This window comes from Embleya sp. NBC_00888 (assembly GCF_045207655.1).
Lineage (GTDB): Bacteria > Actinomycetota > Actinomycetes > Streptomycetales > Streptomycetaceae > Embleya.
On record NZ_CP108784.1, the window covers coordinates 2301150 to 2318734 of the forward strand.

Genomic DNA, 17585 nt, shown 5'->3' on the forward strand with positions numbered 1-17585 from the left:
CGCGGCCCCGGAACACGTGGGAGGTGTTCCGGGGCCGACGTGCCGTGGCGGGCGCGGGCGGTTCAGCCCATCATCGCGCCGGCCAGGTTCGGGGCACCGCCGACCGGTGCGGTCGGGTCCTGGCAGTCGTCGCCCGGCGGGGTGTGCGGCGGCGGCGGGAGCTCCGGCGGACAGTCGTCGGTCGGCGGGGCGTGGTGCGCCGGCTGAGCGGGGTGACCCGGGTGCCCGGGGGGCATCGGGGTGGCGTGGTCCATGCCGTCCGCGTTCAAGCAGGTGTTGCCGAACGTGGGGTTCAGCGCCGCGATGATGTTGACGCTGTTGCCGCAGATGTTGACCGGAACGTGCACCGGCGCCTGGACGTTGTTCCCGGAGAGCACGCCGGGCGAGTCCACGGCGGCGCCGTCCGCATCGGCCGACGCGAACGCCTGGCCCCCCATCGCAACCGAACCGCCGAGAATGGCGGCGGTGACGACCGCACCCTTGGTGAGCTTGTTCACTGGTAGTTATTCCCATCGATCGATAGACGGTGGAACCGGAGTTCCGGGACGTCCAACGCGTGGGCGGGGTACCGGTGACGGGGGGCGCGCGAACTTCCCCCGTTAGTAGCAACCCGCGCGTGACGAGACGTCAGACGGCGCTACCGACGGGGGATTTCGAGCAATGCAGGCAATCGGCTCAACGAGCCGGACGGCGGTTGATCACGCGCGGGCGATGGCCTCGTGATGGTGAATCACTTCGGCGACCAGGAAGTTGAGGAACTTCTCCGCGAAGTCGGGGTCCAGCTTGGCGCTCTCGGCCAGCGCGCGCAGGCGGCGGATCTGTACCGCCTCGCGGGCCGGGTCGGCCGGCGGCAGCTTGTGCTCGGCCTTGAGCACGCCCACCCGCTTGGTGCACTTGAATCGCTCGGCGAGCAAGTGGATCAGGGCCGCGTCGATGTTGTCGATGCTGTCCCGCAGGTCGAGCAGCTCGGCGGGCTTGCCGGGCGCCTCGCCCGACGTTTCGTCAGTGGTTCCGTTGGCCATAACGGGTGACCCTACCCGGCGACCTCGCACGAGCGGACGGACGGCGTTCGAGCGCCCCGGGCGCGACCCGCCGCGGACCCGTCGTCCTTGCCCCGTCGAGCGAGCAGAGGAAATATCACCACCTGTCATCTCTCGTTCTGCCAGGTGTCACATCGCCACCTGCGGGGGACCCTCTGAGTACGGCTCGCGCCGCCGGCTGTCCCTGCCGCGACGCCCGGGCCGTTCGGCGGTGCTCGAGGGATGCGGCCGGGGCTGCAGTAGGGGGCGAACGACATGATGGAGGAAGTGCGTCTTACGCCGAGCGAGCGGCGGATGCTGGAGGAGATCGAGTACGAACTGCGCAAGGACCAGGAGCTGGACCTGGCGCTTCGTACCATGCGTCCTTCCCGCAACCGCCGGCGGACCGGCGCGCGCGGCCGTGTCGTTCCGGGCGCGGGCTCGATGCCGGCCTCGAAGCGGGCCCGTCGCAGGATGCGTCGACCGACGCTCTCCGGCACGTGGCACGTGCTGCTGCTGGTGGTGTTGTTCGCGGCGGTGTTCGCGGCGCTGGCCACCACGTCCGGCGTCTACCTGGTGGTGATCGCGTTCGCGCTGATCATCATGGGCTGCACCACCACGCTGGTGTGGTTGTGCGTGACCTTCCTGTTGCGCCGCGGCGGCGACAAGACCTGATCGCGCGGATCGACGCGGGCCGCGGTCGCCGCGGTCGGTGGTCAGCGTGCCCGGTGATGGCTGCCGCCGGCCGCGCGACCCGGACCGCGTCCGCGCGCCGCGACCATCAGCGTGCCCGCGGGCGCCGCGACGCCGAGCAGGAGCGCGGCGTCCAACGCGCCCATCCCGCCCTGGCCGATCGAGTAGAACACCAGCGCGAGCGACGCGAACATGCACATCAGCACGGCCGCGGTCATCCGCTCGGCGCGGCGCCCCCGGGTGAGCAACCACAGGCAGCCGAGAGCGCCGACGGACAACGTGACCAATGCGGCGATTGCGGTGGTGGTCATCGCGCCTCCTCGTCGTGCTGCCTGCGACCCCGACGGGCCCTGTCCCAACGATTACCCGAAGTGATCGCGTCGATGCCGCGACCCCACCGGAATCGAATCCTAACCGCCACTTACCCCCTGGGGGTATAAGGTTCCCGGCATGACACTTCTCGCACCCTCGTGTGGCGGCGCCGCACGCGTCGAACTGATCCGACGCCTGGGCACCGCGACCGTTCGAGTGACGCTCACCGCCCGACGCTGCCGCCGCGCCTGCCCGCGCCACCGTGCGTAACACCTCCGTTACGCTCGCGTCGAAAGCCGGAAACGGCCGCGCGGTTCACTCCGGGCGACATCGGTTCCGCCAGCGGGACCGGCGACCATCGACCCAGGTGACGGCGCGAGATGACGACACGAGACCGTACGACCGCGTTTCGGCGCACCGGCCGACCGGCAGCCTCGGGGGTGACCCGGTGAGGCCGGGCACTCCGGCGGCCGATGTGGTGATCGTCGGGGCCGGTCCCGAGGGCATGGCGATCGCGTACGCGTTCACCCGGCGCGGTGTGCGCGACGTGATCGTGTGCGCGGCGGGTGCCGGCGGTTCGGGCCCGCCCGGGTCGACCGGCGACCCGGGACCCGGCGGCGGCGCCGTGCACTGCTCCGCCACCGTGCCCGCGCTGGCGGCGATGGCCTGGGTGGGCACCCGCCTGTTCGAGGACGCGATCGACGTGCTCGGCGAGGATGTCGGGTACCGCCGGTGCGGTCGGCTCGTCGGCGTGACCGGCGCCGATCTCGGCGCCCTGGACGCGGGCATCGCGATGCGCCGCGCGCTCGGGATCGACGTCGGGCGGGTGGCCGCGGACGCGGTCGCGGCACGGTGGCCGGAGCTCGCCGTCCGGGACTTCGCCGCCTTCGCGCACGAGCCGCGCGGCGGGTACGCCGACACCAGGCGCACCGCGCGCGCCTTCGCCCGGGCCGCCCGCCACGGCGGCGCCGCGATCCTGTCGTGCGCGCCGGTGGTGAGCGTGTCGGCGAACCGGGACCGGATCACCGGGGTTCGGCTGAGCGACGGCCGCGAGGTGGCCACCGGCACGGTCGTGGTGGCCGCGGGCGCCGACTCGCCCGCGTTCGTGGAACCGCTGGGGGTGGCTCTGCCGGTGCGCGCCGCCCGCGAGTTCGCGGTCCGGGTGCGGGTGGACCGGGCCGTCGACGAGCGGCCGGTCCTGGTCGATCTGCCGCACCGGCGCTACCTGCGCCCGGACGGGCCGGGGCAACTGCTGCTCGGCGCGCTCGACCCGGCCGCGGACGCGTTCGACGACGAACTCACCGCGCGCGCCGCGGCACATCTCGCCGCCCGCCTCCCCGGCTTTCGCGAGATCGCGCCGGTGGCCGCGTTCGGCACCCGGCACGACGCCGGACCCGATCACCTGCCGCTGATCGGATCGGTGGGCCCCGACGGGCTGTTCGTCGCGGCCGGGTGCGGCGAGCACGGGCTGGGCATCATGCCGGCGGTGGGCACGCTGGTGGCCGACCTGCTGTGCGACGGGGCCAGCGGCCGACCGGACATCCCGAGCGCCGACTTCCACCCCGACCGGTTCGCCGCGCACACCCGGTCACCGGGACCGCGCAGGCCGCCCGCGGCGCGCCCGCTCGACCCCGCGGACGACTCCGGCCGGGGCCACACGTTCGTCCAAGGGCGCGATCCGGGTCGACGTGCCGACGCCGAGCGCGAGTTCGCCCCCGGCCGGCACGCCGACTCCCGCCGAGGGCTCGGGCCGGCCGGGGGCCTCGGCTCCGATCGGAGGCTCTCCCTCGACCAGGGGCTCGGCTCCGACCGAGGGCTCGCCTTCGACGAAGGGTTCGGCTCGGGCCAAGGGCTCGGCTCCGATCGGGGGTTCAGCTCCGATCAGGCGTGAAGAACGGCAGCACCCGCTCCTCCCCCGTGGTCCGCAGGTCCACCCGCACCCGCATCCCCGAGTGGATCTCGGCCGGTTCCACCTCGACCAGGTTGGTGAGCATGCGATAGCCCTCGTCCAGGTCCACGATCGCCACCGCGTAGGAATCGCCGAGTTCGCGCGCGGCGGGCCGGCTCACCACGGTCCAGCTGTACACGCTGCCTCGCCCGGCGCTGGTGGCCCAGTGCAGCGCGCGCGACGAGCAGCCCCGACACATCTCGGTGGGGGTGAAGTTCGCCGCCTCGCACGCGCCACAGCGCTGATAGCGCAACTCCCCCGACTCCGGGGGCATTCGCATCGACGCGGCAGGAGTCACGGGTACACCGATCTGCGGTCCCAACACGGGTGTCACGGCCTTTCCGTTCCGAACGTACTTCGTCGAGCCCGTCGGCGTTCGAGGACGAGCGTTGGCTGCATGCTCGCGCACCAAGCGCGTGGTTGCCGAATCCGTCGCACACGCGTTCGCCGACGGAAAGGTGCCAGGTGGGGAGAGGACGTCGACAGGACTTCTCGGCCAAGTCGGGGACAGGGCTTGCGTGATTGGCGCAGGATGGGTAGCGCAAGTGATCCGCCACGGCGCGTAATCGTTCCGCGCGGGCTCGGGGTGGGGACGCACGGCAGAAAGGTTGCGCGATGACGGCACCACGCACGGCACCGAACCCGGGTGACCTGGGCCGCGAGAACACACCCGACATCATGTCCGGGACGGAGCCCATGCCCCTCGTCGAACGCGACTTCCTGCAACGCGAGATCCGCGACCAGTTGGCGGCGGTGCGCGAGACCGGCGAGGGTCGGGTCACGGTGGTCGCCGGCCAGGCCGGCATGGGCAAGTCGGCCATGCTCGCGTGGGCCAGGCGCACCGCCGAGGCCGAGGGCTTCACCACGCTGCACGTGACGGGGTACGACCTGGAGAAGGTTCGGGTCTACGGTCTGGTGAAGCGACTGTTCCAGGATCTGCACAACCTGGACAGGGCAAGCCAAAAGCAACGACTCGGCGAGTGGTACGGAATCCTCGGACCGATCTTCGGCATGAGTCCGCGTCAGCCCGGGGAGTCGCCGGACCCGGAGAACGTGCTGTCCGCCCTCGACGCCGTACTCCGCGGCTACGTGCAGGAGTACGCGCCGCTGATCATGGTCATCGACGACGTGCACTGGGCCGACCCGTCGTCGATGGGGTGGCTCGCGCAATTCGCGATGAAGGTGCGCGACTTCCCGGTCCTGATCGTGGTGTCCTATCGCCCGGACGAGTACGACGCGGCGCTGGAGGGCTCGCTGCGCACGCTCGACGCCGTCGCGGGCCGCACCGCCACCAAGCTGACCGCGCTGAGCGTGGCGAGCACCGCGGCCGTGATCCGGCACCGCTTTCCCGACAAGCGGGTCGACGACGCGTTCGCCGAGCACTGCCACCGCTACTGCGGCGGCGAACCGCAGATCCTGCGGGAACTGTTGCGGTTCGTCGAGTCGTCCGGGATCGAACCGCTCGAGGCGGCGCTGCCCCGGCACGGCGCCGACATGGAACAGCACGCCGCCCAGGCCTACGCCGAGCAGCACTTCAAGGAGCGATTCGCCAAGCTCGATCCGGCCTCCCGACAGCTGGCGCTGGCCGCCGCGATCCTGACGCCGCACGTGACGATCGACCGCGCGGTCGAGCTCACCGGATTGACCCACTCGGCCATCGTCACCGCCGCGGATGATCTGTACAAGCAGGAGATTCTCACCTGGGTCCCCGACACCCCCTCGAACCTGGGTTTCACCCACCCGCTGGTGCGACTCGCGGTCTACCGCTTCTGCTTCGAGCCGAACGAGCGCTGCGCGATGCACGCGAAGACGGCCCGGATGTTGCGCGCGGACCGCTTCTCCGCGCAGACCGCCGCGACGCACGCGCTGAAGATGGTCGGCCTCAAGGACGAGTGGGCCGCGAACATCATGGTGGAGGCGGCCCGCGAGTGCCTGGCCTCGGGTGTCCCGGAGGCGGGCGTGACCTACCTCGAACACGCGCTGGCCGAGCTCGCGCCCCGGCACATGCACGCCAGGCTGCACTACAACATCGGCCGCGCGCTGTTCGTCAACGATCCCCCGGCCAGCCTCGAACCCCTGACCAGGGCGCTCGCGGAGTCCGGCGAACCGGGCACGGATCTGCACACCAACATCGTCGTCGAACTCGGCCGCTCGTTCGCGTTCAGTGGTCACCTGCCCAAGAGCATCAAGCTCCTGGAGCGGGAGATCGAGATCACCCCGATCGGCAAACGACCCAGGCTGTACGCCGACCTGTTCATGTGGGCCGCCTTCTGGGAGGACGACACCGGCTTCGCCTCGCGCGCCCACAACCTGCAGCGGCTGACCGTGCGACTGAACACCGAGGGCGCCACGACCCGGACGAACTACTCGCTGTTCGCCCTGGTCGCGTGGTACGGCGTGCTCACCGGGCGCCGACTCCAGACCACCACCAAGTTCGCCCGCGCGGCACTGGGACCGGAGGATCCGAACAAGGAGCGCCCCGGATTCAGTTGGGTCGAGGACGGTTGGGGCTTCGAGATCCCGATGGTGCTCACCCTGACCTTCATCTACTGCGACCTGTTCAAGGAGGCCCACGAACTCCTCGAGAGCGGCATGGCCGAGCTGCGCGACAACGGACGCCAACGCGCGCACCTGTCCTACGGCCACGCCTTCCGGGCGATGTTGTACTACCGGATGGGCAGGCTCAAGGAGGCTCGTGAGCAGGCCGAGACCGGCCTGGACATGGCTCTCAAACTCGGCGAGGAGACACCCTCGAAGTGGTACGCGGCGGGAGTGCTGATCCAGACCCTGATCGCGCTGGGCGACCTCGACGAGGCCGAGCGGCAGGCGCGGAAGATCGGCTTCGACGATCCCGAGCGTGTCAATCAGGCCGCCCGGGTGTTGCCGGTCCCCACCATCGTGCTCGCCGAGTTGCGGATCGCCCAGGGCAGGCACGAGGAAGTGATCCAGCCGCTGACCGAGCTCGGCGAACGGCTGCGCGCACGCGGCATGGACAACCCCGCGTGGTGCCCGTGGGGCCTGCTGCTCGCCGAGGCGTTGAACGCCGAGGGCCCGCGGCAGAACAAGAAGCTGGCCCAGGAGGTGGCCAGGCAGGCCGTCGCCCGTGCCGACACCTTCTACGCGCCCGTGGCCGCGGGTCAGGCCAAGCGGGTAGCCGGGATCATCGAGGACAACGTCAACGCGCAACAGGCGCTGTGGGACGCGGCGGTCGCGCTGGAGGGCGTCGGCGCCAACTACGAGTACGCCAAGGCGCTGCTCGCGTACGGCGACCGGCTGCGCAAGGACGGCCACAAGCCGGACGCGATCGGCGAGTTGGAGCGGGCCCGGGACACCGCGATGGCCTGTGGCGCGATCCCGTTGCAGACCCGCGCCGCGGAGATGGTCGAGGCGCTGGTCGGCGGCACCGCGCTGCCGCCGGTCGACCATGGGCGCGCCGAGGCGGACGAATGGGTCGACGAGTACACCGGCGGCTACAGCCCGTTCGGCATCCCGCATCGCGGCGAGGCCCGACCGGAGACGGACGGCGATCGTTCCGAGACCTGGCCGTTCCGCGAGGGGCCGACCCGACGGCCCGAGCCGGAGTAGCCGCGCGCGGGGGCGTCGGACGAAGGAGAAGCGGATCGGGACGCGGGCCGACCGGCGATGGGCGTCGGCCCCGGCCCCCGGTACGGTAGCGGGGTGATCGACACTGCTGATTCCTCCACCGTTGGTGCCGTCGCCGCAGGTCTCGCGACGATCGCCGCCGACGGCACCGTCCTGGACACCTGGTACCCCGCGCCCGAGCTGACCTCGGGCGACGCCGACGGCAAGGCCGAGACCGTACGCCTGTCCGCCGACGAGGCGATCGAGGCGCTCGGCGCCGACGCCGCCGCCGGCCTGGGCGCCGACGCGGTGCGCGGGGTCGAGGTCGTCGCCGTGCGCACGGTGATCGCGTCGCTGGCCGCCGCGCCGGTGGACACCCACGACGCGTACCTGCGCCTGCACCTGCTCAGCCACCGCCTGGTCCGCCCGCACGGGCAGAGCCTGGAGGGCCTGTTCGGCCTGCTGCCGAACGTCGTGTGGACCAACCTGGGCGCGGTCCCGGTCGACGGCGTGGACGCCGCCCGGCTGCGTGCCCGGGCCGCGCGAGTCCCGTTCGAGGTGGCCGGCGTGGACAAGTTCCCCCGGATGACCGAGTTCGTGGTGCCGAGCGGCGTGCGGATCGCCGACACCACCCGGGTCCGCCTGGGCGCGCACCTGGCGCCCGGCACGACCGTGATGCACGAGGGCTTCTGCAACTTCAACGCCGGCACGCTGGGCGCCTCGATGGTCGAGGGCCGGATCAGCGCGGGTGTCGTGGTGGGCGACCACAGCGACATCGGCGGCGGCTCCTCGATCATGGGCACGCTGTCCGGCGGCGGCAAGGAGACCATCTCGGTCGGCGAGCGCTGCCTGCTCGGCGCCAACGCGGGCATCGGCATCTCGCTCGGCGACGACTGCGTGGTCGAGGCGGGCTGCTACATCACCGCCGGCACCCGGGTCACCACGCCGGACGGCAAGGTGGTCAAGGCCGCCGAGCTCTCCGGCCGGGACGGCCTGCTGTTCCGCCGCAACTCGGTCACCGGCACGATCGAGGCGATCGCCCGGACCAAGTCGTGGGGCGCGCTCAACGAGGAACTGCACAAGAACGACTGACCGGGCACGGCACGCGAGCGGGCCGGCGGATCACCGCCGGCCCGCTCGCGGATGCTCACTCCTCGACCAGGTCGGCCGGCTTGGCCCCGATGGCCACCGCGCGGATCACCTTGCCGGTCGGCGTCCGGGGCAGCGGTTCGTCGCGCAGTTCCCAGTACGCGGGCACCTTGAAGTGCGCCAGGCGCTCCGCGACATAGGCACCGAGTCGTTCGGCGGTGAGCGTCGCGCCCCGGGCCGGCACCACGATCGCCTTGACCTCCTCGCCCCATTCCGGGTGCGGTACGCCGACCACCACCGACTCGGCCACCTCGGGGTGCGCGTCCAGGCAGTGCTCGATCTCGGCCGGGTAGACGTTCTCCCCACCGCGCAGGATCAGGTCGCTGCGTCGGGTGGCCAGGTGGAGCCGGCCCTCCCGGGTGTAGCCGAGGTCGCCGGTGCGCAGCCGACGATCCGGCGTGAGCGCCTTCGCGGTGGCCTCGTCGTTGCGCCAGTAGCCGCGCATCACCAACGGGCTGCGGATCCACAACTCGCCCTCGACGCCGTCCGGTTGCCGGGTGCCGTCCTGATCGTGCACGGTCACCTCCACGGTCGGCACCGCCACCCCGATCGCACCCGGCTCGCCCTCCAGTTGCAGGACACCCGCGGTGGTGGCCACGCCGCCGGACTCGGTCAGCCCGTACCCGACGCCGAACGCGCCCTTCGCGTTCGGGAACACCTCCTGGAGCCGGCGCACCAGTTCGGGCGAGAAGGCCGCGCTGCCGCCGCCCAACCGGGTGATCGAGGACAGGTCGTACTTCGGCGTGTCCGGGTGGTTGGCGACCCGCCAACCCAGCGTGGGCACCAGCGACCACGTGGTGCAGCGCTCGCGTTCGATCAGTTCGAGCAGGGCCGGCACCTCGAACCGGCCGCTGTAGAGCACCATGGTCTGCCCTCCGGCCAGCGCCGCCACCGCGCCCGCGAGCAGGCCCGAGACGTGGAAGAACGGGCTGTTCACCAGCCACCGCCCGGGCGGCGCCTGGGCGAGCACCTCGGCGGGCACGTGTGCGGTCGCCCGGGCGGCCAGCAGCGCCTGGAGGTTCTGCATCCCGACCACGTTGCGGTGGGTCAGCACGGCGCCCTTGGGCCGCCCGGTGGTGCCGGAGGTGTACAGGATCAGCGCCGGGTCGTCCTCGTCGGCCGCGCCCGGCGGCAGTTCGGCGGCGGGCGCGTACGCCGCCAGGGCGGCGCAGTCGGCCTCGATCTCCACCACGGGTACACCCAGGCTCCGCGCGGCCTCCGACGCGCCGCCCAGCCGCTCCAGGCGGCGTCGGTCGGCCACCAGCAGCTTGGGCGCGCAGTCCCGGACGCCGTAGCGGATCTCGTCGGCGGCCCACCATCCGTTCATTCCGACGGTGATCGCGCCCAGCGCCGCGGTGGCCTGAAACACCGTCAGCCATTCCGGGCGGTTGGCCGCCAGGATCGCGACCCGGTCCCCCGGGCCGATCCCGTAGCGCTCGCGCAGCGCGAGCGCGGTGGAGGCGATGTCGCGCACGTGTTCGGCGAAGCCGATCCGCCGGTCCTCGTACACGAGAAACTCGCGATCGCCGAACCGGGCGGCCCGCTCGACGAACGCGGTGAGCGACCGGGGCCGATCGGCCAGCACGCGCATCGGGACCCCCAAAACGTCCTCCTCGACCAAGGCGAACGGACCCCCCGAGGCGGTCAAGGCGGCAAGAGCGTCATCGGGCACGGCGGAACTGATGGTGGCCATGGGCCGGACCCTAGAACTCCTTGATCGAGTCATTCAAGTGATCGACGATGTGATCTGACACGTGTTCAGGCAACACAACGAGAAGGGCACCACCGACCACCCACCCCCGGCGCGTCAGCGCCCCCGACCCGCCCCCACCCCGGTGATCGACGCGCGAAGCGCGGAGAGCGGCGGAGCCGCAGGTATGGACGGTGTGGCCCGGAGCGAAGCGGAGGGACACGCCGTCCCGAGCGAGGCGCCGCTTTTTCTTGGAGGAGCTTGCGGGGGAAAGAAAAAGCGGCGCCTCGCGAGCCGGCGACGAAGTCGCCCAACAAGCAGCAACGCCGCACCCACGACTCCGGCACGGCATGCCCCCACTCACGACTCCGGCCCGCCACCCCACGCCCCGCGACAACGCCCCAAACAATTCAACCCGCAGCCAACATCGGCATAAGCGCGTTGTCGACCAGGGATTCGATCTCGGCGCGCGACATCGGAACCCCGGTGATGGTGAAGCGCTGGCACAGGACCGAGGGGCCGGCCAGGACGCATTCCGGGGCCAGTGCCCCGGGGCGGGCCTCGCCGCGGGCGATCGCGTCGGCGAGCATCTCGGCGAGCAGGGACTGCCACGGGGCGATCACCCGGTGCTCCCACATCTCGGCGAACTCCTGGTGCCGGCTCACCTCGCCGCACAACAACCGCATGCCCAGGCCGAGCGGGCCGAGCATGCATTGCGCGACGGTTTCCAGGTAGACGATCAGATCGGCACGCAACTCGCCGGGCAGGGACAACGATTCCGGCTTCGGCAGGGCGGCGGTGAGCGCGTCGGCGACCATGCTCATCTTGTCCGGCCAGCGACGGTACAGCGCCGACTTGCCGGTCCCGGCCCGGGTCGCGACACCTTCGAAGGTCAGCGCGCCGTAGCCGCGTTCACCCAGTTCGGCGACCACCGCCTCGGTGATCGCTCGCTCCAGCGTGACGCCGCGCTTGCGGGGGCGCTGCCTGTAGTCGGTGACCAGCAGGGCTGTCTCGACTTGACCCGCGCGTACTCCTGTGCTCACTCTCGCCTCCGGTCGCCATGGTACAGAAAACGTTTGCGTTCTCTAATGCATAACCTCTAGATTCCCCTAGAGAACGCTCACGTCCACTAGTAATGCGAGGCAATCCATGACGACGGCACCTTCCGAGGTCGCCGGCTCGACCGGATCCCCGTCCGCGGACGCGCCCCACGCGCGTCGCGGATTGGCCTTGGCCCTGCTCGCAGGGGCCCAGTTGATGATCGTGCTCGACGCGACCATCGTGAACATCGCCCTGCCCGACATGGGCAAGGCGCTCGACATAAGCGAAACATCACTCTCGTGGGTGATGAACGCCTACATGCTGACCTTCGGCGGCCTGCTGCTGCTGGGGGGTCGGCTCGGTGACCTCTTCGGCCGACGCCGCCTGCTGGCGCTCGGCCTGATCGTGTTCACCGTCGCGAGCCTGCTCGGCGGGTTCGCGACCAACGAGGCGCTGTTGCTCGCCGCGCGAGCCCTGCAGGGCGTCGGCGGCGCGATGGTGGCCCCCGCGGTCCTTTCGTTGGTGACCACCACCTTCGAGGAAGGACCGGAACGCAACAAGGCGTTCGGTGTGTACGCGGCGGTGTCGGGCATGGGATCCGCGGTCGGCCTGCTCCTCGGTGGTGTGCTCGTCGAGTACATCTCCTGGCGCTGGGTCATGTTCGTCAACGTGCCGATCGGCATCGCGCTCGTGGCGGCACTGCCGCTGGCCATCCCGGACGACGCGAAGACCGGCGAGAAGGCGATCTGGCGCGGCCGGTTGGACATCCCCGGCGCGCTGACCTCCACGCTCGGTGTGACCGCGCTGGTCTACGGCGTCATCCGCGCCGCGGAGAAGAGCTGGACCGACGGGCTGACCGTGGGTTCGCTGGTCCTCTCGGCCGTGCTGCTCGTGGCCTTCGTCGTGATCGAACTCCGGGTCGAGCGGCCGCTGATGCCGATGCGGCTGTTCCGCAACCGCAACCGTTCGGCGAGCTACGTGGTGATGGCGCTCGCCGCCGGCGGCATGATGGGCGCGTTCTTCTTCATCACGCTCTACATGCAGATCGTCGCGGGCTACACGCCGATCAAGGCCGGCCTGGCCTATCTCCCGCTGTGCGCGGGCGTGATGGTCTCGGCCCAGTTCACCAGCGTGATGTTGCCCAAGATCGGGCCGCGAGTGCTGCTGACCGCGGGCCCGATCCTGGCCGCCCTGGGGTTGTTCTACCTGTCCCTGCTCGAGGTCGACTCGAACTACGTCGTGGGCCTGCTGCCCGCGATGGTCGTGTTCGGTCTGGGCATGGGTCTGATCTTCGTCGCGATCATGGCCACCGCGGTGGCCGGGATCGCCCCGGAGGACGCGGGTATCGGTTCCGCGATGCTCAACGTCACCCAGCAGGTGGGCGGAGCGGTGGCGATCGCGGTGCTGACCACGATCTACTCCAGCACCAAGGACAGCAAGATGGACGACCAGATCGCCAAGCTGGGCGAGAAGGCCCTGATCGATCCGGGCTCGATCAAGCTCGCGCTCACCGAGGGCTACACGGCCGGCTTCCTGACCGCAGCGATCCTGCTCGGCATCGCCGCCGTGATCGCGGTCGCGGTCCTGCGGGTCGACAAGTCGGAGCTGTCCAAGGACGCCCCCGCCGGACTGCACTAGGCGGGACCGCACGGACGGGACCGCGCGGGTGGCAGCACACCGTGCGGGACCGCGCCGGGCGGACTTACGGACATACCGATAAATCGTCGGTCACCTCGACACCCGGGCCCGGTTCACGTCGAACCGAGTCCGGGTGTTCGTGGTCCACGGGCGTGTCGCGTCCGTTTCGGACCGATCGGCGATCAAATTTCCGCTTCCGCGGCCACTCTTCGTGATCGATGGCCGGGGGAATCCCCTGTGTTTCGGTCGAAGCGGGACGCGGCGTGGGCGGCAGACCGGGCAGGCGGGTACCCTGCGACAGGCAGCGGGTGCTCCACCCCGGGGCACCTAAATCGCGACGACGGGACGACCGGCGCCGTGGCACTCCTCCCGCCTGTTCCTGTCGAAACGGCCGCTCGGCGGGGATGATGGGCGGTGGGGCGACTTCGGGGGGATTGTGACGGAACACGGATGGCCGGGTGAGCCACCGGCCAAGGGGGATCCGGAACGGATCGGCCCCTATGCGGTGCTCGGCCGACTCGGTGCCGGCGGCATGGGCCGTATCTATCTGGGTCGTTCGCCCTTCGGGCGGCTCGTCGCGATCAAGACGATCCGTTCGGAGCTGGGCGGCGATCCCGGCTTCCGCGCGCGCTTCGCGCAGGAGGTGGCCGCGGCCCGCCGGGTCAGCGGCGTGTTCACCGCCGCCGTGGTCAACGCCGATCCCGACGCCGCGGTGCCGTGGCTGGCCACCGCGTACGTGCCCGCGCCCTCGCTCGAGTCCCTGGTCCGCGCGTGCGGCCCGCTGCCGCCGCGCGCGGTGCGCTGGATGGCCGCGGGCATCGCCGAGGCGCTGGAGTCCGTGCACGCCGCCGGACTCGTGCACCGCGACCTGAAGCCGTCCAACGTGCTGGTGGCCAGCGACGGCCCCAAGGTGATCGACTTCGGCATCTCGCGCGCCGCCGACTTCGGCTCGCTGACCATGACCGGCGTCGCGGTCGGTACCCCCGCGTACATGTCGCCGGAACAGGCGCAGGGCGTTCGGGATATCACCCCGGCGAGCGACATGTTCTCGCTCGGCGCGACGCTCGTGTACGCGGCCACCGGGCACTCCCCCTACCCCGACCGCAAGCCGGCCGAGGCGCTGTTGCGCCTGGTCACCGGCTCTCCCGATCTGGAAGGGCTGCCGCCGGAGCTGACCGGCCTGGTCAACCTGTGCATGCAGCGCGCGGCCGAGCATCGGCCGAGCCCCACCCAGTTGCTCAACCAGCTCGCCCCGATGCTGGACGACAGCGACGCGGACAGCCAACTGCCGGACAACGCGTCGGCGATGGTGCAGCGGTTCGAGAGCCAGTACCGGCCGACGATGGGCCCGCGCACGCCGCCCGTGCGCGAGCCGGCCGAGCCGGAGCAGCCCGAACTGCCGGAGAATGTGCGCCCGGACCCGAACAACATGGGCAAACTGCCCAACCAGGTACGCGAGGAGCCGCGCCCGGCGCCGCGCCCCGAAACGCACCGGCCCCCTCCGCCGCAACGCCCGCCGACCAACCCGACCCGCAAGCCGCCGCCGCGGCCGCCGACCCCGCCGACGAACACCGGGCAGCCGGGCGGCTCGCGGCCGGTCGCGGGTCGTCAGGTGTCCACGTCGTCCCCGTCGCCGGCGCTGCCGACCGAGCGGGTGGCCAGGCCGCCCGCGCCCATACCCAACTCTCCGGTCACGTGGCCGGAGAGCGGGCCCGACGTGCCACGCCAGCACCCCACTCCGCCGCGCACCCCCACCGGCGGTCTGGAGACCTCGCCGGTGTGGCGGTTCACCGCGACCGGCGAGATCCTCACCCCGCCGGTCCGCGCGGGCTCGGGTCGGACCGCGCGCGTGCACGTGCACAGCAACGACAACGGGCTGCACACCCTGCACCTGGCCACCCGCGAATGGCGGTTCGACTCGTCGGGCTGGTCGCACCCGCCCGCCGTGGACGGCGAGCTGATGTACCTCAGCAGCCAGGACAACCATGTCTACGCACTGGAGCTGACGTCGCGTCAGTGGCGCTGGAGCTTCCCCACCGGCGGCGAGGTCGTGGCCGCTCCGGTGGTCGCCGACGGCACGGTGTACTTCGGCTCCAGCGACAACGCGCTGTACGCCGTCGACGCGGCCACCGGTCGATGTCGCTGGCGCTTCCCCACCGGCGGCTGGGCCACCTCGCCCACCGTCGTGGACGGCACGGTGTACTTCGGCTCCAGCGACCGCTGCGTGTACGCGCTGGACGCGGCGACCGGCTGGTGCCGCTGGCGCTTCGCCACCGGCGGCTGGGTGTCCTCGCCGACCGTGGCGAACGGCGTCGTACACGTCGGCAGCACCGACCAGTACCTGTACCTGCTCAACGCCACCGACGGCGCGATGCGCGGGTGGTTCGGCGCGGGCGGCCCGGTCGCGCAGCCGGCCACGGCGGGCAACCTGTCGTTCTTCGGCAGCGGCGACGGCGGCCTGTACGCGGTCGACGTCAACACCACACGCTGCGTGTGGCGGTTCGGGGCCGAGGGCTGGGTCACCTCGCCGGTGGTCGCGGACGACATCGTGTACGCGGGCAGCAGCAACGGCTCGGTGATAGCGGTGGGCATGGGCGGCGAGCCGCGCTGGCGCTTCACCACCGGAGGCCGGGTGACCTCGCCGGTCGTGGCCGACGGGCTGCTCTTCGTGGGCAGCGCCGACCGGCACCTGTACGTGCTCGACGCGGCCACCGGAAAGGGCCCCGCGGACGCGACGCCCACCGGCTGATCCCGGCCCGCCCTGGTTCGGCCCTCGCCACCTCGTTCGACTCCCGACCCCGGGGACGGGTCCGAGTCATTGATCACGTTCGGGTCACAAAACTACCGATCAATCAGGAGTTGTCAGTACAGTTCTCCCGCACCGGGGTCGATCGAGTGCGCTGCACCGCCCGCGAGAGACCTCGGCGCGAAACGCGATGGCGGAAAAACAAAACGATCTTGGAGCCGAATACCTCGAACCGTGGTTCGAGACCTTCGACTCCAAGATCGTTTTCGCGTGTTCCCTACGGTCAGCGGGCACCGATGGGGGTGTAGTCGCGCAGCGCGACGCCGGTGTACACCTGGCGCGGGCGGCCGATCTTCGCCTTCGGGTCGGCGATCATCTCCTGCCAGTGCGCGATCCAGCCCGGCAGCCGGCCGATCGCGAACAGCACCGTGAACATCTCGGTGGGGAAGCCCATCGCCCGGTAGATCAGTCCGGTGTAGAAGTCCACGTTCGGGTACAGCTTGCGCTCGACGAAGTAGTCGTCCGCGAGCGCGCGCTCCTCCAACTGCATCGCGAGGTCCAACAGTTCGTCCTTCTTGCCCATCCGGGACAGGACGTCGTCGGCCGCCTTCTTGATGATCGTCGCGCGCGGGTCGCGGCTCTTGTACACCCGGTGGCCGAAGCCCATCAGGCGCACGCCGTCTTCCTTGTTCTTCACCTTGTTCACGAACGAGTCGATGTCGCCACCGTCGTTCTTGATCTGCTCGAGCATCTCGAGCACCTGCTGGTTGGCGCCGCCGTGCAGCGGACCCCACAGCGCGTTGATGCCGGCCGAGATGGACGCGAACATGTTCGCCTGGCTGGAGCCGACCAGCCGCACCGTCGAGGTCGAGCAGTTCTGCTCGTGGTCGCCGTGCAGGATGAGCAGCTTGTCCAGCGCGTCCACCACCACCGGGTCGGCCTTGTACGACTCGGCCGGGACCGCGAAGGTCATCCGCAGGAAGTTCTCGACGTAGCCGAGCGAGTTGTCCGGGTAGAGCATCGGCTGCCCGACGGACTTCTTGAACGCGTAGGCCGCGATCGTCGGCAGCTTCGCCAACAGCCTTATCGCCGAGAGCCGGACCTGCTCCTCGTCGAACGGGTTGTGGCTGTCCTGGTAGAACGTGGACAGCGCGGACACCACGGACGACAACATCGCCATCGGGTGCGCGTCGCGCGGGAAGCCGTCGTAGAAGCGCTTGACGTCCTCGTGCAGCAGGGTGTGCTGGGTGATCTCGTCGCGGAAGTTGTCCAGCGCGCTCGCGGACGGCAACTCGCCGTAGATCAGCAGGTAGGCCGTCTCCAGGAAGGTCCCCTGCTCGGCGATCTGCTCGATCGGGTAGCCGCGGTAGCGGAGGATGCCCTCCTCGCCGTCGATGAAGGTGATCGCCGATTTACACGCGGCGGTGTTGACGAACCCTCCGTCGTAGGTCACCAGCCCCGTCTTGGCGCGAAGCGTCGAGATGTCCACGGCGGTATCGCCGATGGTGCCCTCGACCAGCGGAAGGGTGTGCTCGTTTCCTTGGTGGCGCAGTACTACCGAGTCCTCGCTCATGGGGGTCCCCTACTTCTCGGCTCAGGCTCCGGCAGCCACCCGGATCGTGTCCGTGCGGTTCCGGTCTTTGTGACATGTGTGCATCAGTACGAATAGCAGGCGCGCGAGGCGACCTCGCAGCCACCTCCCACCTGGGCGACAAACCGTGAGCCGCGTCACCTGACCCAGGGTGGCGGGTCGAGATGCCCAGAGTC

The 17585-nt window shown here is 70.8% G+C and carries 13 protein-coding genes; 6 read left to right on the forward strand and 7 right to left on the reverse strand.

Annotation, left to right across the window (positions count from 1 at the left end; genetic code table 11):
* Positions 1-62: 62 nt before the first annotated feature.
* Complete coding sequence (locus OG948_RS09085) at positions 63-497, reverse strand: chaplin (RefSeq protein WP_406295303.1); 435 nt, start codon at positions 495-497, stop codon at positions 63-65.
* 201 nt (positions 498-698) lie between these two features.
* The gene (locus tag OG948_RS09090) at positions 699-1022 is read right to left on the reverse strand and encodes a chorismate mutase (RefSeq protein ID WP_355542352.1); all 324 of its coding nucleotides are present in this window, start codon (positions 1020-1022) and stop codon (positions 699-701) included.
* A 273-nt stretch (positions 1023-1295) separates the two neighbouring features.
* On the opposite strand from OG948_RS09090, the gene OG948_RS09095 reads away from it, so the two are divergent.
* Positions 1296-1694: a hypothetical protein gene (locus tag OG948_RS09095; protein ID WP_395869231.1), complete on the forward strand. Its 399-nt coding sequence runs from the start codon at positions 1296-1298 to the stop codon at positions 1692-1694.
* Between the two features lie 41 nt (positions 1695-1735).
* Here the strand turns inward: OG948_RS09095 and OG948_RS09100 are convergent, their stop codons facing one another.
* Positions 1736-2023, reverse strand: coding sequence for a hypothetical protein (locus OG948_RS09100; protein ID WP_406295304.1), 288 nt, complete (start codon positions 2021-2023; stop codon positions 1736-1738).
* Between the two features lie 449 nt (positions 2024-2472).
* On the opposite strand from OG948_RS09100, the gene OG948_RS09105 reads away from it, so the two are divergent.
* Positions 2473-3915, forward strand: coding sequence for an NAD(P)/FAD-dependent oxidoreductase (locus OG948_RS09105; protein WP_406295305.1), 1443 nt, complete (start codon positions 2473-2475; stop codon positions 3913-3915).
* Here OG948_RS09105 and OG948_RS09110 read toward each other — a convergent pair.
* The gene (locus tag OG948_RS09110; protein ID WP_406295307.1) at positions 3896-4306 is read right to left on the reverse strand and encodes a Zn-ribbon domain-containing OB-fold protein; all 411 of its coding nucleotides are present in this window, start codon (positions 4304-4306) and stop codon (positions 3896-3898) included. The two genes, OG948_RS09105 and OG948_RS09110, sit on opposite strands and share 20 nt — an antisense overlap.
* A gap of 281 nt (positions 4307-4587) precedes the next feature.
* Here OG948_RS09110 and OG948_RS09115 point away from each other — a divergent pair, with 281 nt between their 5' ends.
* Together OG948_RS09115 and dapD are read left to right on the forward strand one after the other, a co-directional pair.
* The gene (locus OG948_RS09115; protein ID WP_406295309.1) at positions 4588-7557 is read left to right on the forward strand and encodes an ATP-binding protein; all 2970 of its coding nucleotides are present in this window, start codon (positions 4588-4590) and stop codon (positions 7555-7557) included.
* A 93-nt stretch (positions 7558-7650) separates the two neighbouring features.
* On the forward strand, positions 7651-8646 hold the full coding sequence (gene dapD, locus OG948_RS09120) for a 2,3,4,5-tetrahydropyridine-2,6-dicarboxylate N-succinyltransferase (RefSeq protein ID WP_406295310.1): 996 nt from the start codon (positions 7651-7653) through the stop codon (positions 8644-8646).
* A 55-nt stretch (positions 8647-8701) separates the two neighbouring features.
* Here dapD and OG948_RS09125 read toward each other — a convergent pair whose 3' ends face one another.
* Together OG948_RS09125 and OG948_RS09130 are read right to left on the reverse strand one after the other, a co-directional pair.
* On the reverse strand, positions 8702-10396 hold the full coding sequence (locus OG948_RS09125) for an AMP-binding protein (RefSeq protein WP_406295312.1): 1695 nt from the start codon (positions 10394-10396) through the stop codon (positions 8702-8704).
* 407 nt (positions 10397-10803) lie between these two features.
* Positions 10804-11436 carry a TetR/AcrR family transcriptional regulator gene (locus OG948_RS09130; RefSeq protein ID WP_406295313.1) on the reverse strand — a complete coding sequence of 211 codons (633 nt, stop codon included), beginning with the start codon at positions 11434-11436 and terminating at the stop codon, positions 10804-10806.
* A 106-nt stretch (positions 11437-11542) separates the two neighbouring features.
* On the opposite strand from OG948_RS09130, the gene OG948_RS09135 reads away from it, so the two are divergent.
* Both OG948_RS09135 and OG948_RS09140 read left to right on the forward strand, forming a co-directional pair.
* Complete coding sequence (locus tag OG948_RS09135) at positions 11543-13072, forward strand: MFS transporter (RefSeq protein WP_406295315.1); 1530 nt, start codon at positions 11543-11545, stop codon at positions 13070-13072.
* 436 nt (positions 13073-13508) lie between these two features.
* On the forward strand, positions 13509-15821 hold the full coding sequence (locus OG948_RS09140) for a PQQ-binding-like beta-propeller repeat protein (RefSeq protein WP_406295317.1): 2313 nt from the start codon (positions 13509-13511) through the stop codon (positions 15819-15821).
* 280 nt (positions 15822-16101) lie between these two features.
* On the opposite strand, the gene OG948_RS09145 is transcribed toward OG948_RS09140, so the two are convergent.
* On the reverse strand, positions 16102-17391 hold the full coding sequence (locus OG948_RS09145; protein ID WP_020555562.1) for a citrate synthase: 1290 nt from the start codon (positions 17389-17391) through the stop codon (positions 16102-16104).
* Positions 17392-17585 lie beyond the last annotated feature (194 nt).

Excerpts from the sequence above, each read along its gene's own strand:
- OG948_RS09090 (WP_355542352.1), bottom strand. The coding sequence starts at position 1,022 with ATGGCCAACGGAACCACTGACGAAACGTCGGGCGAGGCGCCCGGCAAG.
- OG948_RS09095 (WP_395869231.1), top strand. The coding sequence starts at position 1,296 with ATGATGGAGGAAGTGCGTCTTACGCCGAGCGAGCGGCGGATGCTGGAG.
- OG948_RS09100 (WP_406295304.1), bottom strand. The coding sequence starts at position 2,023 with ATGACCACCACCGCAATCGCCGCATTGGTCACGTTGTCCGTCGGCGCT.
- OG948_RS09115 (WP_406295309.1), top strand. The coding sequence starts at position 4,588 with ATGACGGCACCACGCACGGCACCGAACCCGGGTGACCTGGGCCGCGAG.
- OG948_RS09125 (WP_406295312.1), bottom strand. The coding sequence starts at position 10,396 with ATGGCCACCATCAGTTCCGCCGTGCCCGATGACGCTCTTGCCGCCTTG.
- OG948_RS09135 (WP_406295315.1), top strand. The coding sequence starts at position 11,543 with ATGACGACGGCACCTTCCGAGGTCGCCGGCTCGACCGGATCCCCGTCC.
- OG948_RS09145 (WP_020555562.1), bottom strand. The coding sequence starts at position 17,391 with ATGAGCGAGGACTCGGTAGTACTGCGCCACCAAGGAAACGAGCACACC.